This window comes from Salinivibrio sp. MA607, assembly GCF_001996245.1.
GTDB lineage: Bacteria > Pseudomonadota > Gammaproteobacteria > Enterobacterales > Vibrionaceae > Salinivibrio > Salinivibrio costicola.
On sequence record NZ_MUFJ01000019.1, the window covers coordinates 1 to 15,619 of the forward strand.

Sequence of the window (15,619 nt, forward strand, 5' to 3'; positions counted from 1 at the left end):
AATCTATATAATGCGCACTGATATTGGGAGTGTAAATGAGTCATTTAGTCATGTCTGGTTTGAGCCATTCACGCAGTATCGCCTCGATGCTCAATGTGTGCATTGTGATTATTTAAATGACTGATGCGGGAACACATTTTTAATTCGTTGCTGAGTACGATGATCAATACTGCGCGACAGCACGACTTTTGCGGGCTTAAACCGATTGCTATATACCTTTACTGTCCCCGTAAACGGATGACGTTTAGCGATATCTTGGCAATCATGTAAAAAACCTTTCGGTACTTTGCCTTTATGACGCACTAATTGGCCATCCTTAAACGCTATCACCAGCAATGGCCGGTCGATCAACATAAATGCGAGAAATATGGCAAAAGAAATCAGTAAAAAGTAGCCCATACTGCATGCTCACTTATTGATAAAAGGTTTTACATATCCAGCAAGTTGCTAAGATCTTGCTTTAGCGTATCCACTTGCTTATTGGCACTTTCTGAGCGGTTAGCCTCAGACAACAAATATTCAATCGTGTCAGACAATGTCGCATCAAGCTCATGGGCCTTTTGCGACAGCTTTTCCCATACGCGATAGTCTAAATCGATCGACTTTTTACGCGTTTGCTCTTGCTCAGCATTAAAGTGGCGTTTTCGCTTGGCACGAATGGCTTGTTTGAGTTTTTTATCTAATGATGGCGCCATGTGCTTGTCAATCCACTGTTCAACTCGCGTGGGTTCATGCTCAAGGGCCAGCAACGCATTAACGGCAGTATTTGCCTCGTCTGCGTCGATGTATTTTGTGACAGCGTCACCATCTTTCCATTTTTTTACCAAATAGGCCCATTTCCAGCCTGCTTCAAGGTTTTCGAGTTGTTGATATTTCATATGCCAAGCTTCAGTCACGCCAATGAGTGACAGCGTAACACTAACTCGCTGCCTGTTCAATTATCACACACCTAGATACGCACCCTACCCGTTGGTTATTTATCCCTTCGTTATGGCGCCATTTTATTACCGTAGTGTGTTATCCTTTATGCTTTAACCATTCTAATCTTAGTCAGTAATCATAGACATGCATGAAGTTGATTGGCGTGATGCCAAACCACATTATTCTCAGTTTTCCCCAGACATCGCACAGTTTGAGTATTTAGAGGCCGCCACGCTACTGTCGCTACAGTCACGTTTAACCCAGGCTCTGCAGTGGTTGATGTCATCTTCGTGCCCGACACGTTGCCTGACCGTCATGTCTGCTGATCTTCCACACTATCTTAATGCATATCGGGATGAGCTAGTCGCAAAATGCCCGAGTTCGCCTGTTTTAATTGGTGAGGCCGTTACAGAGTCGACGCTATTCGGGTTTGCTTATGATAATAATAAAAATGTGACAGCGTCACAAAAAAAATCGGGCTTACTTCATCAAGCCAACGGTGGCGTTTTAATTTTAAAAGTTGCCGATATTTTGCAACAACCTCGTGTTTGGGTGCGTCTGAAGCAATTTTTGTCGACAGGTAATCTGGCTTGGCAAACAGCGCGTCCCGATCAAATAACCGAATTACCCGATGAAAGCCTTGATGTTCGACTGGTATTGGTTGGCGATAGGCAGTGGCTGGCCGATTTTGAAACCAACGAGCCTGACCTTTACGATGGCTTATCTGCTTATGCTGAGTATGAACAAGACATTGAGCTCAACGCAAGTAATATCACGCCCTACTTTTCTTGGTTAAAAGGTATTGTCACCACACTGACCGCTTTAAGTGTCTCCGACTCCGCGCTGGTGCGTTTACTCCAAGCGGGTGCACGAGAAAGTGAAGATCAGTTACGTATGCCACTTTGTCCTATTTGGTATCATCAATTATTGGCTGAATCACTGATGACGGTCGATGAGGTATTAGACGGCAATGCGATTGATGCGGCCATTACGCGCCGTTATCAGCGAGCTGCGTATTTGCCAGAGCGTGCCATTGAAGACATACACAAAGGACAAGTTTTTATTGATACTCGCGGTGAACATATTGGTCAAATCAATGGTCTCACTGTGATTGAGGTGCCCGGTCATCCATTGAGCTACGGCGAGCCAGCTCGGATATCATGTGTGGTTCACTCTGGCGACGGTGATATTGCCGATGTTGAGCGCAAAGCGGAATTAGCCGGCAATATTCACGCCAAAGGAATGATGATTATGCAAGCCTTTGTGAGCGTGGCCCTAAATCTTGATGATCCCCTGCCTTATTCGGCATCCATTGTGTTTGAGCAATCTTATAGCGAGGTCGATGGAGACAGTGCATCATTGGCCGAACTGTGTGCTTTTGTAAGCGCCCTTTCTCAACAACCGATTAATCAAGCCATTGCGATAACGGGAGCCGTCGATCAATTTGGCCGCGTTCAGGCCGTTGGCGGAATCAACGAAAAAATTGAGGGATACTATCAAGTTTGCGCACACCGAGGATTAACTGGCCAGCAAGGTGTGGTGTTGCCGAAAACGAATCTATCATCCCTTTGTTTACGCAATGATGTCGTTGAAGCCATTAAAGCCGGACAGTTTCATATTTGGGCGGTAGATGATGTCGAGCAGGCTCTACCTCTTGTGACGGGTCTCCCATTCTCAGGAGAAGAAGACGAGACATTACTAAGAAAAATATCTAATCGAATAAATCATTTTCATACTGATGAAAAACAAAGCTGCAACAGTTTGTTTAAACGCGTAAAAAACTGGTTTGGCCAGTACTGATCCGAGTTGTTTGGCGTACACGTGTACGCTAAACTGCTCGCAATTGAATAAGGAGCAGTTTAGATATAATGAAACGCCAAAATTCCTATAATCGCGATGATCTACTCGCATCGAGCCAAGGTGAGCTTTTTGGTCCAGGACGTCCACAGCTTCCTGCCCCTAACATGTTGATGATGGACCGTATCACCAACATTACCGATCAAGGCGGTGACTTTGATAAAGGCATAATTGTCGCTGAATTGGATATCAATCCCGATCTATGGTTTTTCGATTGTCATTTCCCTGGTGACCCTGTTATGCCTGGTTGTCTGGGTTTGGATGCGATGTGGCAGCTAGTTGGCTTTTTCTTAGGCTGGATCGGTGGCGAAGGCAAAGGCCGAGCCCTCGGGGTTGGCGAAGTGAAATTCACAGGCCAAGTTCTCCCTACTGCTAAACGCGTTCGTTATGAGATTCATATGAAGCGTGTAATTAATCGCAAACTGGTAATGGGTGTTGGTGATGGCCATGTCTTTGTCGATGATAAAGAGATTTACGTCGCTAAAGATTTAAAAGTCGGTCTATTCCAAGACACATCGGCATTCTAAGCGTTTCAGTAAAGCCGGTGCCTTCGCCGGCTTTACTTTTATTTGTTCTCCCCCGTTAATTTTCCCTTTCCCTTTCCCTTTCCCTTTCCCTTTCGAGACCTACGTTAACGTGATAATGATTTTAGAATTTTTATATAGGTAATTAATGAAATAAGATTATATTTATAAAGTTATAGTGCGTTAGGTGACTATTAAAAAGGCCTTATCATAAGATAAGGCCAAACATATTACGGAAATGGACTACTTCATCATCTCTGATTTACTTGTTCTGCCTTCGCGCCATCCGCCAAGCCAGTAGCTTCTTGCATCAGTTTGTTGGTAAGGACATATTTCAGACGATCGACCGTTTACTCCCGCTTGAAAGCCTTTTGACTGTGCGCGTTCCAAACGATCTCGCTTCTGTCTTTTCATAGGGTCGCCCTCTTCATTCCATCTTGTTCAATGCTGCGCTTGCTATTCGCAAGAATGCTCCCGTCCATGACGTTTTTATGAAGCATCAACTACAGCTTCGATCATGAACATTTTTTAATCAAGCACTATCGCTGCTGTAAAAGACAAACTGTGAGTCATCTCCCCCAAAAAGTGACGCCGTCACTCACTCTCTTGTTGCATAGCCTCCAAGGCTTCCCAACGTTCAAACGCTTGCTCAAGCTCGTGTTCCGCCTCTACCAATCGGGTAAGTTTAGGCTGAGTAATCTCCTGACTTTTCGAGAAAAAATCAGGATCATTCATCTCTGATTGCAAGACTTCAATTTCGTTTTCTAATGCTTCAAGCTGCGCAGGTAAACCTTCCAATTCACGCTGTAATTTGTACGAAAGCTTCCGCGGTTTACTTTTCGGTTTTGCCGTCTTTTGTTCCGTATCAGCGTGACGGTTTGATGGGGTACCTTTATCATTTGGGGTAATCGCTTTGAGGTATTGCTCACGTTGTTGCTGCGCATCGTGATAGCCACCCACAAACTTATTGATCGTGCCGTCCCCTTCAAATATCCAACTGTGGGTCACCGTATTATCAACAAACTGTCGATCGTGACTGACTAACAACAAGGTTCCTTGGAACTGAGAGAGTAAGTCTTCCAGCAGCTCTAACGTCTCAATGTCCAAATCGTTTGTTGGCTCATCAAGCACTAAGAGATTCGCAGGCTTGAGGAACAGTTTGGCTAACAGTAAGCGATTTTTCTCTCCTCCCGATAGGGCTTTTACCGGGGTTTGTGCTCGTCGTGGATGGAATAAGAAATCTTGCAGATACCCCATCACGTGGCGCTTACGCCCACCGACTTCAACTTCTGTTTTTCCTCCCGCCAAGTTATCAATCACGGTCTTTTCCGGATCGAGTTTTTCGCGGTATTGGTCAAAGTAGGCCACATCCAGCTTGGTGCCAACATGTAAAGAGCCACTGTCGGGCGTCAGCGTCTCTAGCATCAGTTTTAGCAGTGTGCTTTTTCCGCATCCGTTGGGGCCGATTAGCGCGATGCGATCACCACGCATCACCGTAAAGCTCAGCGGTTTAATTAACGGTTCATCTTGATAAGTGAATGTCACGTTTTCAGCTTCAAAAACAATTTTTCCTGAACGCGTTGCATCATCCAGTTGCAAGTTGGCGTTACCTTGTAACTCTACGCGGTTAGCGCGCTCTTGACGTAACGCTTTCAGTTCTCGCACCCTTCCCTCATTACGAGTACGACGTGCTTTAATACCTTGACGAATCCATGATTCTTCTTGGGCCAGTTTTTTATCAAACTCAGCGTTTTGCTCAGCTTCAACCCGTAGTGCCTCTTCTTTACCATCAAGGTAGGCTTGATAATTCCCCGGCCAGGATGTCAGCTTACCGCGATCTAAGTCGACAATGCGTGTTGCCATGGCGCCGATGAACGAACGATCGTGTGAGATAAATACGATCGCGCCCCGAAAGTCTTTCAAAAATTGCTCTAACCACAGAATGGTCGATACATCAAGATGGTTAGTCGGCTCGTCGAGGAGCAATACATCGGGCTCGCAAACCAGTGCCCGGGCTAATGCTGCCTTGCGCTGCCAGCCACCTGACAACGCGTTGAGCGCGGTATTACCATCCAGCCCAAGGGCACCAAGAACCACCATAATTTGGTTATCAAAGCGCCATGCATCGGCATGATCTAGCGCTTCTTGTACCTTTGCCAGCTCGGCGATGTTTCGATCGCTAGGATCGGTTTCGATCGTTGCGATCAGTTGATGGTATTGCTTAAGCTTATCGCCCGCATCGGCAAGCCCTTCCGCGACATAGTCAAACACGGAACCTGGGCTATCTCGAGGTGGATCTTGCTCCAGTCGTGAGACTTTAAGCTCGGATTGACTTTGAATAGTGCCATCATCAAGTTGCACTTGTCCGTCGATGACCTTCATCAACGTAGACTTGCCTGCGCCATTACGTCCAACCAAACAAACACGCTCTCCGGGCTGAAGAATGAAGTCTGTTTTGTCTAACAATGGATTGTCGCCATACGCTAACTGCGCAGCGGTAATTTTAATTAATGCCATGTTGCGATAACCAAGCTTGTAGTTGTATGTGATCAAACGGCCAGCCTAACTCTGCGCTCACCTCTCCTGCTTGATTGCGAATTGCAATCACCGGAATAGTGACGCCGTAACGCTCAAAGAGCGTATCGTCAAAGGCAATATCTAGGGTTGCAAGTGGCGTTTGATAACCGAGTGATTGATAAAGTGACCAGGCTTGCTCACACAGATGACAGCCTTCGGTACTGAATAACACGAGTGTCATGCAACCACGTCCTGATGCTGAATAATCCAACAATTGTGAATATGGGGATTACGTGCAAAGTCTTCTGGGATCGAACGCTTACTCATATTTTCTGCATTAAGTCCGGCATCGGCCAATCGCTCAAGATCCATCTTAAAGTGGCGTTTGTTATTAGAGAAAATAATTTCGCCTCCAGGGCGCAACCGTGCTTTGAGAGCCAATAGTAAATCGATGTGATCACGTTGTACGTCAAAGGTTGTCTGCATCCGCTTCGAGTTAGAGAAAGTCGGTGGATCAACAAAAATAAGATCAAATTGTTGGTCCGATTGCTCTATCCACTGCAAGCAGTCGGCCTGTTCAAACTGATGCTGACGCCCGACCATTCCGTTAAGCTTCATATTGCGCTCAGCCCACGCAAGATACGTTTTCGACATATCCACGGTGGTCGTTGACCGTGCACCACCGACCGCTGCATGTACCGATGCACTTCCCGTATAAGCAAACAGGTTAAGTACATCTTTTCCAGCCGCTTTCTCGCCAATTAGTCGACGCGTGTAGCGATGATCGAGAAACAAGCCGGTATCGAGGTAGTCATAAAGATTAACCTCAAGTGTTACACCGTATTCCTGTACGGTCATAGTATGCGCGGCACCTGACAGCTTTTGGTATTGATTATTCCCTTTTTGCTTCTCACGCGTTTTGAGCACCACTTTATTCGCATCAACACCTGTGACAGCAATGGCAGCACGCACCATATCCAGCAATCGCCGACGTGCCTTTTCTGGGGCGATCGTCTTAGGTGCCGCATATTCTTGGATCACTAAAAAGTCGCGATAGCGATCAATCGCGGCTTTGTAATCCGGCAGGTCAGCATCATAGAGTCGATAACACTCGATGGCCTCTTTTTTCGCCCATTTATCCAATTTTGTCATGTTTTTACGGAGCCGATTAGCAAAGTCAGGAGCAACGTCAACCGTCGGGGCTGCATCTCCTGCCTCTTTCACGCCACGTGCGGTAATGGCATACGTTTTCATTACGCAATCAAGGGCGCCATTGCGCAGTGCAAACTTGTCATCGGCACGCATCCGCAGACAACTAAGCAGCTCGTCCGAGCCGGAATATAAAGAGACAGTGTTACCTGCAAACGCGAGCTTAAGATGGTCACCTAGCTGCGTGTACAACGCAATCAGTCCAGGCGTCGTGCCTAAACGCTCACCGTAAGGGGGGTTTGAGATAATATGCCCTCCGGTGAAGTCTTCTGGCGGGACCACCTCAGTGGCATCTGCGACATTAAATTCGATCAATTCTGCGACACCCGCGCGTCGGGCGTTTGCCCGGGCCGTCTCAATCATACGTGCATCATTGTCTGTCCCATAAAAACGCGTTTGGCATTGGCTCACCCCGCGTTTAGCTTTAACGCTCGCCTCTGCTTTGATCGTTTTAAAAGCCTCGTCATCAAAACCAAGCAGTGATTCAAAGCCCCAACGTTTGCGCTTAAGCCCAGGAGCGACATTCGCGGCAATCATCGCCCCTTCAATCAGAAGCGTTCCGGAACCACACATGATGTCCATCATAGGTTGCCCGCTTTGCCACCCACTGCGTAACACTAACGCTGCTGCATGGGTTTCGCGTAAAGGAGCCGCCCCTGCCTGAGTACGATATCCTCGTTGGTGCAAACCACTGCCAACCATATCAATACCGAGCACACCTTTATCTTTCGACAAGCGCATGTGAATGCGTAAGTCTGGTTGCTCACGATCAATACTTGGCCGTGGCAGATTGGCTTTTTCAAATTTATCGACAATCGCATCTTTGACTTTTAGGGCACCATATTGGCTATTGCGAATCTCTTGGTTAGTACCGTTAAAGTCAACCGCTATCCGCTGGCTGGAATGGAAATGATCCGGCCAATTAATCGCCGTAGCGCCAAGGTATAAATCCATATCATCGCGAACCGCGAACTCACCCAGCACCAGCACAAAACGGGATGCAACCCGACTCCACAAACAACATTGATAAAGCGTGGAATCGTCGGCTTTAAATTTTACACCGGCATGGACTTGCTTAAGGCTGGATGCACCAAGCTGTTCAAGCTCCTGAGCCAACAAATGCTCGAGACCTCGAGCGGTTATAGCGAGATAGTGTTTCATTGAGTCTCTACACCCTCTGGGCGTGGTTGTCATAATGGCGCCGATTATACATCAATCTGACCCGCCCCGTTGACCCAAGGCGAAACAATCTCCGTTGAATGGTGAATTAATCGCCACCCCACTGTTTCTGTAAAGAATCAATCACCGATGATTATTGTTTCCCTCAGGAACCCTATCTCAGCAAACCCTGACTGACTACGTTTCCTGGTGGAAACACGACCTAATCAAGGCGCGCCACGTCTAGCATGAAGCGTTAGAAAATATAACGTGTAAGCATTCACTTTGCCTTGAGAGGCGAGTTATGGYGGGTTGATAGGCGTGCAGAATTCGATTATTTCCCACTAGGAATTAGGTTAGCCTCTAAAAACTGGTATATACCAGCTAGCGGTTAAGGAAAGGATTATTGCTGTAAAACAGGAAAAAGCGGTAAAGATTTGCCGTTAAAGCGGATAAAAACGCGACGAAAATACCCAATTTTAGACATTATTGGTGCACGTTTTTTGCTCAAACGTGAAGAGAGATCACAGGTTTTAGACGCACCTGTTTGGTATCAGAAACATTAATCGCGCAAAAAGAAGTGGGAATAGTGACGTCAAATCAGGGGAAAGGTTGGATAAAAGAAAACGTGAGCTGAGTGAAAGCCACTCAGCCCACTAACGCAAAGCGACCTTTTTGGCTATTAGTTTGGTGTTTAGATTGCGATAGCCGGTCGTTCATTACTTTAATCGCACCACAAAACGCCATGGTTTTATTTGCGCTCAGTTCAAAATCGGCTTCGCGAGCGAGCATGCATAGCGAGGCTGAACCGGCGTTTTCTATAATAATAAATGGCGCCCTGTCCCCGGTTTGGCTCGTGAGTTCGACAATCTGCCCCCACTCGGGTGCGGCGATCGTTTCTTGTTGCGTCTCAAAAAACCAACTTTTGGGTAGCACAGGTTTGTGGAAGCGATGGGCTGCCACTGCGTTCAAAGCAAGCTCTGCCCGGCGCGGCCCGGACAGTGACAGTAATGACAGAGGATCTGTCAGATACTGAAAAAGCGATGCGTCCTCAACTGAAAATGGGGATGTCGAGAACGCATCAGGGATGAGATGTTTGGCATTGATCGCCACGCGAAAAACCATGTCATCACCCAAATCGAGCATCAGTGATGTCGATGCATCATCGAAATACCATCTCCATGCATTGTTAGGTTTTAACATACTTCAGCTCCCGCGAAGACTCAAAAACTGGGGGTCTGGCGATATCAAGACTGCCATTGACTGAAGTGTAATGGGTTGAGGGCAAAAAAAAAGGGGAAGAAACCCTCCCCCTTTTCGCCTTAAGACTTTATTTTTTAAATTAAATATGACGAACGATTTGCTTCACTAAGCCTGGACCTTGATAAATAAGTCCTGAATAGAGTTGCACTAAATCAGCTCCAGCCTCCAACTTTTCACGTGCCGCTGTCACTGAGTCAATACCGCCAACGCCAATGATCGGCATTGCTCCATTGAGTGCGCGATGAAGTTGACGAATCACTTCCGTACTTTTCAACTGTACCGGCCGGCCACTTAATCCACCAGCTTCACGGTAGTGCGGCATCCCATCCACCAGCGAACGCTCTAACGTCGTATTGGTCGCAATCACGCCATCAATGTTATGGCGAACCAAACTATCAGCGACGTGTTGGATCTCATCACAACTTAAATCAGGTGCAATCTTCACTGCAAGGGGGACATATTTGCCGTGTGTTTCGGCTAATTGACCTTGTTCCTTTTTTAACGCACTGAGCAACTCGTCAAATATGTTGCCATATTGCAAACTTCGTAACCCGGGAGTGTTCGGTGAGGAAATGTTAACCGCAATATAATCAGCATACGGATATACTTTTTTCATGCAGGCAATGTAGTCATCGGTGCCCTGCTCAATGGGTGTATCTTTATTTTTACCGATATTAATACCGAGCACACCCGTAAAATTTTTCGCCTGTTTCACGTTTTCAATCAGGGCCTCAACACCATGATTGTTAAACCCCATTCGGTTAATAATTCCTTCCGCCGCTTTAAGGCGAAAGAGGCGCGGTTTATCATTACCTGGTTGGGCGCGTGGGGTAACCGTCCCCACTTCCACAAAGCCAAACCCCATGGCGCCAAACGCTTCTATACACTCACCATTTTTATCTAACCCTGCGGCTAAGCCTACTGGATTGGTAAAATGCAGTCCCATGACAGTCACTGGGCGAGGAGGAAGATGCTGAGAGTATAAAAAGCGAAGCGGTGTGTGATGGAAACGGGAAAGCGTTTTGATGGTTAAGTCGTGTGCTTTTTCTGGATCTAACTGAAAGATAGCCGGTCTGGCGAGGCGGTATAGCATTATCCCTCCTAATAAAAAAGCCCCGTTATAAACGGGGCTAGATTATTGCGTTATTGGCGCACTAATTCAATTTAAATTTAGTAACGACAATTCACGCAGCGCGACAGAGAACTTGGCAAACTCATGCATAGAACCGACTTTGAACTCATCGACAATGCTTTGCCAACGGCTCAGGATTACAGCATGATCATCCATCCACTGCGTTAACCCTGTCTCGGCATCGTGTTGTGAATCCATCTCTGAAACGATGCGAGCGGTCAATAAGCGCTGTTGCCAGTCAAGATCTTCACGGAACGAGGCGCGGGCAAGCGCTTGCCAGTGGTTATCAACCGGCTGGTTATTGATTTGCTTCAAGAACCAGTGCAGTGATAAACGATCACCCAGTACATAGTACAAGCGCGCCACTAGCTCGAATGGCTTGTCGAGTTGTTCTGACACTTGGGCAAGATCTAATCCCGAGAACACGCTCGTCAGGCGACAAACCTTGTTCGCAAGCGCATAAGGTACACCCGCTTTTATCAATGCCTCCGCTTGTTGATCATGCTCGGTGATCTCACCCTCAACCAAATACTGATCGAGGTGATCCACCAAGTTTTGCAATGCGGGACGATAAAAGCCAACTTGAGCCTCAATACTCTCTCCTTTGCGTTTGTTACGTAACATCCAACGGGTTGCACGGCGTAACATTCGGCGACAGCGGAATATGATGTCATACTGCACTTTGGCGCTCACATGATTATCGAGCTCGCGCACATCATCAAATAGCTGCTCAAAACCAAACACCTCTCTGGCAATGGCATAAGACTTAGCAATATCACTCACACTGGCGCCGGTCTCATCTTGCATGCGGGTCACAAAGTTAAAACCCATGTCATTCGACATTTGATTCGCCAGTGCGGTGGCAATGATCTCACCACGCAGTGGATGAGATTCCATCTCGCCTCTATAGTGACGTTGTAACTCTTTAGGGAAGTAACTAGGGAGTAGCTGTCCGAAGTGAGAATCTTGCGTGACATCATCAACAACCAGCTGCTCTTTGAGAACCATTTTGCCGTAGGCAACCAATACAGCAATTTCTGGGCGCGTTAAACCGGTGCCACGCAAGTTACGTTCAGACAAGGTTTCATCGTCTGGCAGATATTCAAGCGCCCGATCGAGCTTACCCTCTTTCTCTAAATAGTGAATAAACCGAATCTGCTCTTTTAACAAAGCGGCCTGCTGGTTATGGGTGACAGAGATCGACTCACTTTGACTATAAGCATCCTCGAGCACGATGTCAGACACTTCGTCTTCCATTCGCTCCAGCAACTCATTGCGCTTTTTCATGGTCAGATCACCGGCCGCCACCAGCCCATTAAGCAGGATCTTGATGTTGACCTCGTTATCCGAGCAATCGACACCACCGACATTATCAATAAAGTCGGTATTCACTCGACCGCCGTTAAGCGCATACTCAATTCGCCCTAATTGGGTCATGCCAAGGTTACCGCCCTCACCAATGATACGAGCACCCACTTCATTGCCGTTGACACGCAAACCATCATTAGCACGGTCACCTACCGAGGTATGGGTTTCGCTCGATGACTTAACATAGGTGCCGATACCGCCATTCCAAAGCAGATCAACCTTGGCTTTTACGATCTGTTTAATCAGATCGTTAGGCGCCATCGTCTGCTTACGGGTGCCGAGCAGCTTTTGTATCTCCGGCGTTAAGGTGATTGATTTCGCACGGCGAGAAAACACCCCCCCACCTTTGGCTATCAACTGAGTATCGTAGTCTTCCCAAGTTGACCGCGGCAAATTGAAGAGACGTTGGCGCTCTTCCCAGCTTTTCGCGGCATCTGGATCGGGATCAATAAAGATATGCATGTGGTTAAACGCTGCGACTAAGCGAATATGCTTGGAAAGCAGCATGCCATTACCAAACACATCGCCGCCCATATCGCCAATGCCGACACAGGTAAAGTCCGTGGTTTGACAGTTAATATCAATTTCACGGAAGTGGCGTTTTACCGATTCCCAAGCACCTGCGGCCGTAATCCCCATTTTTTTGTGGTCATACCCATTCGAGCCACCGGACGCAAAAGCATCTCCCAGCCAAAAGTTATATTGCGCTGAGACACTGTTCGCTAAATCAGAGAAAGTTGCCGTTCCCTTATCTGCCGCGACGACTAAATAGGCGTCATCGTCGTCATGACGGATCACATGGTCAGGCGGCGTCAAGGTGCCTTCGACAATGTTATCGGTAATATCAAGTAACCCTTGGATAAAGATTCGATAGCATCGCTTACCCTCAGCAATGATCGCATCCCGCTCAGTTAACTGATGTTGACGCTTGCAGACAAAGCCCCCTTTCGCCCCGACTGGCACAATCACGGTGTTTTTGACCTGCTGCGCTTTCACCAAGCCTAAGACTTCGGTACGGAAGTCTTCTTGGCGATCGGACCAACGAAGTCCACCACGCGCGACTTTACCACCGCGTAAGTGCACCCCTTCTACATCGGGGGAGTAAACAAAGATCTCAAACGCGGGAACCGGCTTAGGCATATCCGGAATATTCGATGCTTGCAGTTTTAGCGATAGATAGGGTTTGTCTTGGCCATTGTCCGGATCTTTCTGGAAAAAGTTTGTGCGCATGGTCGCGAGCATGATTTCCATGTATCGACGAATAATACGGTCATCATCCAAACTTTCAACATTGTCGAGTGCCTCTTCAATCTCGTGAATAATCGCATCTCGTTCTCGCTTGTTTTGCTTACCCGCAGGGTCAAAGCGTCGATTAAACAACCTGACCAAGAACCCAGCAAGATGTGGGTGCGAAGCTAATGTATCCTCGATATACGCCTGACTGAAAGGAAAGCCAATCTGGCGCATATACCGAGCATAGGCGCGTAGAATCGTAACTTCTCGTCCGGATAACCCCGCGTTTAATACCAAGCGGTTAAAGCCGTCATTATCCAAGCGGCCATGCCAAATGTCGGCAAATGCATGTTGGAAACGATCGCGCGCATTACCAAGATCAAACGCTGCTCCCGCACTGTGCAACATAGAGAAGTCGAGAATCCAATACACATCCCCCTGGCTGGTTTCAACCTCATACGGCGATTCGCCGATCACACGCAGCCCTAGATTTTCTAGCATCGGCATCACATCCGATAAATGGATCGGCTCCCCCTTTTGGAAAAGCTTTAGGCTAATGGCATTAGATTGATGGCTAACTTCTTGCGGCCTGTAGAGCAACATATCGAGTTTATTGTCATCACTGAGCCCTTCTAGGCGCTCAATATCCGCCACTGCTGACCCTGGTAACATCGCTTCTTTGTAAGAACGCGGAAATGCGCGCAAGTACCGTTTCGCGATCGGTGTGCCACGATTTTCACCAAAATTAGCAATCACGGCTTCTTGTAAACGATCATCCCACGATGATGCTGCCTCTGTGAGGTTTTGTTCGATTTTTTTCACATCAATATCGAAGTTATTATTTTCCACTCGGACAATATAATGCGTCCGCGCCAGCGGGCTTTCCGAGAAAAAAGTGGTAAATTCAACCGTCTGATCTGATCCAAAGTATTGCTGAAAAATACGCTGGGTTTGACGACGGAACTCGGTGTTATAGCGCTCTCGGGTGATATACACCATGCACGAGAAAAAACGACCAAACGGATCACGACGCACAAATACACGGAGCATGTCGCGGTCTTGCATTTGTACCACGCCCATTCCCACATTGCGCATTTCGTCTTCTGTCGCTTGGAACAGTTCATCACGCGGGTAGTTTTCTAGGATATTAGCCAGCGCTTTCCACGCGTGTGATTCGCGATAAAAACCGCTGTTATCAAGGATACGGCGTACTTTATTACGCAGCACCGGAATGCTAGCGGTCGACTGGTTATAAGCAGACGATGCATAGAGCCCAGTAAACCGGTGCTCGCCGATCACATTACCGTTGCTATCAAACTTTTTGATCCCGATATAATCGACATAAGCCGGACGGTGAACCCGAGATTTCGCATTACTTTTGGTAAGCACTAACAGCTCTTTTTTCAGCGCTTCTGCTCGGGCTGACTCAGGCATTTCGGATAAACGCAGAGCCTGGGGGGATTTGTGCTTTTTAGCTAAACCTAGTGCGTCACAGTCACTGCTTGCGCGAAGCTCGTAATCGCCTTCAACCGGAACCAGGTCAAAGCACTTGTAGCCCATAAAGGTAAAGTTATTGTCCGTGATCCAACTTAGGAACTCGACAGCTTCTTGGCGGCGCTCATCATCAATCGGTAATTGGGTGTCTTTTAATGATGCTAATAGCTCAAGCATTTGCGCGCGCATTGGCTTCCAGTCGTTCACCACCATTACGACATCGGTCAAGGTTTCAGAGAGCTCAGATTCAAGTGCTGCCATCTCTGAGTCATCTGACATCTTGTCGATTTCAATATGGAACGTGCTTTGGAATTGGCCGTCCTCACTGCCAATGCCGACCACATCTCCCTGCTCATTCTTGCGCGCTTTGATCGGGCTATTCAGCATCAAGTGCGTTGTGATACCTAAGCGATTAAGGGCCATACGCACAGAATCGACAAGGAAGGGGGCATCTGGAGCGAGGATTTCAACAATCGTATGGGTTGATTGCCATCCATTTCCGCTCAGGCTCGGGTTAAAAACTTTAACAAAGACTTTATCTTGTTCAAACGTGTTGAGATGGTGCCATAAGCTCATTACTGCACCATAAAGATCTGACTCATTGCGTTCCTGCAAATCGTCATCAGATACTTGACCCAATATCCTTTTGGCTAACGCATCGACAAGTGGTTGTTGAGGATCATCGAGTTTATCAGCGATGAGTTGATAAACCTTCTCAAGTAACACTGGTACTATAGGGTCACGCGAGGTCATTCTGGCACTCCGTTGTCCTTTTTAGAACATTATCATTGTGAGTCGTCATCAGAGGTAAACATTGCGTTAACAAACGCACTGTCTAGTGTAAGGCTTGGATAGCAAAAACGTTATAGATAAACGGCTGGATTTACGCGATTTTCGCGWGAATGTGACTGGTGTGGCTATTTAATTAGAGATTGGATGAGGC

At 47.2% G+C, this 15,619-nt stretch carries 11 protein-coding genes; 2 read left to right on the forward strand and 9 right to left on the reverse strand.

All coding sequences use genetic code 11. From position 1 onward, the window contains the following. Positions 1–108 precede the first annotated feature (108 nt). Both BZG81_RS10120 and matP read right to left on the reverse strand, forming a co-directional pair. Positions 109–399 carry a DUF3634 family protein gene (locus tag BZG81_RS10120; protein ID WP_021023215.1) on the reverse strand — a complete coding sequence of 97 codons (291 nt, stop codon included), beginning with the start codon at positions 397–399 and terminating at the stop codon, positions 109–111. Between the two features lie 29 nt (positions 400–428). Then, positions 429–878, reverse strand: a complete 450-nt coding sequence (gene matP / locus BZG81_RS10125; protein WP_077460551.1) for a macrodomain Ter protein MatP — start codon at positions 876–878, stop codon at positions 429–431. A 187-nt stretch (positions 879–1,065) separates the two neighbouring features. Here matP and BZG81_RS10130 point away from each other — a divergent pair, with 187 nt between their 5' ends. Both BZG81_RS10130 and fabA read left to right on the forward strand, forming a co-directional pair. Continuing rightward, positions 1,066–2,721 (forward strand): AAA family ATPase, encoded by a 1,656-nt coding sequence (locus tag BZG81_RS10130; RefSeq protein ID WP_077677281.1) that lies wholly within the window; start codon positions 1,066–1,068, stop codon positions 2,719–2,721. Positions 2,722–2,789: 68 nt separating this feature from the next. Beyond that, the gene (gene fabA / locus BZG81_RS10135) at positions 2,790–3,305 is read left to right on the forward strand and encodes a bifunctional 3-hydroxydecanoyl-ACP dehydratase/trans-2-decenoyl-ACP isomerase (RefSeq protein WP_077460553.1); all 516 of its coding nucleotides are present in this window, start codon (positions 2,790–2,792) and stop codon (positions 3,303–3,305) included. A gap of 240 nt (positions 3,306–3,545) precedes the next feature. Here the strand turns inward: fabA and rmf are convergent, their stop codons facing one another. The 7 genes from rmf to BZG81_RS10170 all read right to left on the reverse strand — a co-directional run bounded on the left by rmf (position 3,546) and on the right by BZG81_RS10170 (position 15,429). After that, positions 3,546–3,716, reverse strand: a complete 171-nt coding sequence (rmf, locus tag BZG81_RS10140; protein ID WP_077460554.1) for a ribosome modulation factor — start codon at positions 3,714–3,716, stop codon at positions 3,546–3,548. 180 nt (positions 3,717–3,896) lie between these two features. Beyond that, entirely contained in the window at positions 3,897–5,819 is a 1,923-nt protein-coding gene (uup, locus tag BZG81_RS10145) for an ATP-binding cassette ATPase Uup (protein ID WP_077677282.1), read from the reverse strand. Beyond that, positions 5,806–6,060 (reverse strand): glutaredoxin family protein, encoded by a 255-nt coding sequence (locus BZG81_RS10150; RefSeq protein WP_077677283.1) that lies wholly within the window; start codon positions 6,058–6,060, stop codon positions 5,806–5,808. The genes uup and BZG81_RS10150 overlap by 14 nt, the downstream gene beginning before the upstream one ends. Continuing rightward, positions 6,057–8,189 (reverse strand): bifunctional 23S rRNA (guanine(2069)-N(7))-methyltransferase RlmK/23S rRNA (guanine(2445)-N(2))-methyltransferase RlmL, encoded by a 2,133-nt coding sequence (gene rlmKL, locus BZG81_RS10155; protein ID WP_077677284.1) that lies wholly within the window; start codon positions 8,187–8,189, stop codon positions 6,057–6,059. The genes BZG81_RS10150 and rlmKL overlap by 4 nt, the downstream gene beginning before the upstream one ends. A 645-nt stretch (positions 8,190–8,834) precedes the next feature. Continuing rightward, positions 8,835–9,389 (reverse strand): cell division protein ZapC, encoded by a 555-nt coding sequence (locus BZG81_RS10160; RefSeq protein WP_021023222.1) that lies wholly within the window; start codon positions 9,387–9,389, stop codon positions 8,835–8,837. Positions 9,390–9,528: 139 nt separating this feature from the next. Further along, positions 9,529–10,542, reverse strand: coding sequence for a quinone-dependent dihydroorotate dehydrogenase (gene pyrD / locus BZG81_RS10165; protein ID WP_077677285.1), 1,014 nt, complete (start codon positions 10,540–10,542; stop codon positions 9,529–9,531). Positions 10,543–10,608: 66 nt separating this feature from the next. Then, entirely contained in the window at positions 10,609–15,429 is a 4,821-nt protein-coding gene (locus BZG81_RS10170; RefSeq protein ID WP_077677286.1) for an NAD-glutamate dehydrogenase, read from the reverse strand. Positions 15,430–15,619 lie beyond the last annotated feature (190 nt).

What these genes read in the sequence shown, in the direction of transcription:
- BZG81_RS10150 (WP_077677283.1), bottom strand. Translation starts at nt 6,060, where the DNA reads ATGACACTCGTGTTATTCAGTACCGAAGGCTGTCATCTGTGTGAGCAA.
- rmf (WP_077460554.1), bottom strand. Translation starts at nt 3,716, where the DNA reads ATGAAAAGACAGAAGCGAGATCGTTTGGAACGCGCACAGTCAAAAGGC.
- rlmKL (WP_077677284.1), bottom strand. Translation starts at nt 8,189, where the DNA reads ATGAAACACTATCTCGCTATAACCGCTCGAGGTCTCGAGCATTTGTTG.
- uup (WP_077677282.1), bottom strand. Translation starts at nt 5,819, where the DNA reads ATGGCATTAATTAAAATTACCGCTGCGCAGTTAGCGTATGGCGACAAT.
- pyrD (WP_077677285.1), bottom strand. Translation starts at nt 10,542, where the DNA reads ATGCTATACCGCCTCGCCAGACCGGCTATCTTTCAGTTAGATCCAGAA.
- BZG81_RS10160 (WP_021023222.1), bottom strand. Translation starts at nt 9,389, where the DNA reads ATGTTAAAACCTAACAATGCATGGAGATGGTATTTCGATGATGCATCG.
- BZG81_RS10120 (WP_021023215.1), bottom strand. Translation starts at nt 399, where the DNA reads ATGGGCTACTTTTTACTGATTTCTTTTGCCATATTTCTCGCATTTATG.
- BZG81_RS10130 (WP_077677281.1), top strand. Translation starts at nt 1,066, where the DNA reads ATGCATGAAGTTGATTGGCGTGATGCCAAACCACATTATTCTCAGTTT.
- fabA (WP_077460553.1), top strand. Translation starts at nt 2,790, where the DNA reads ATGAAACGCCAAAATTCCTATAATCGCGATGATCTACTCGCATCGAGC.
- BZG81_RS10170 (WP_077677286.1), bottom strand. Translation starts at nt 15,429, where the DNA reads ATGACCTCGCGTGACCCTATAGTACCAGTGTTACTTGAGAAGGTTTAT.
- matP (WP_077460551.1), bottom strand. Translation starts at nt 878, where the DNA reads ATGAAATATCAACAACTCGAAAACCTTGAAGCAGGCTGGAAATGGGCC.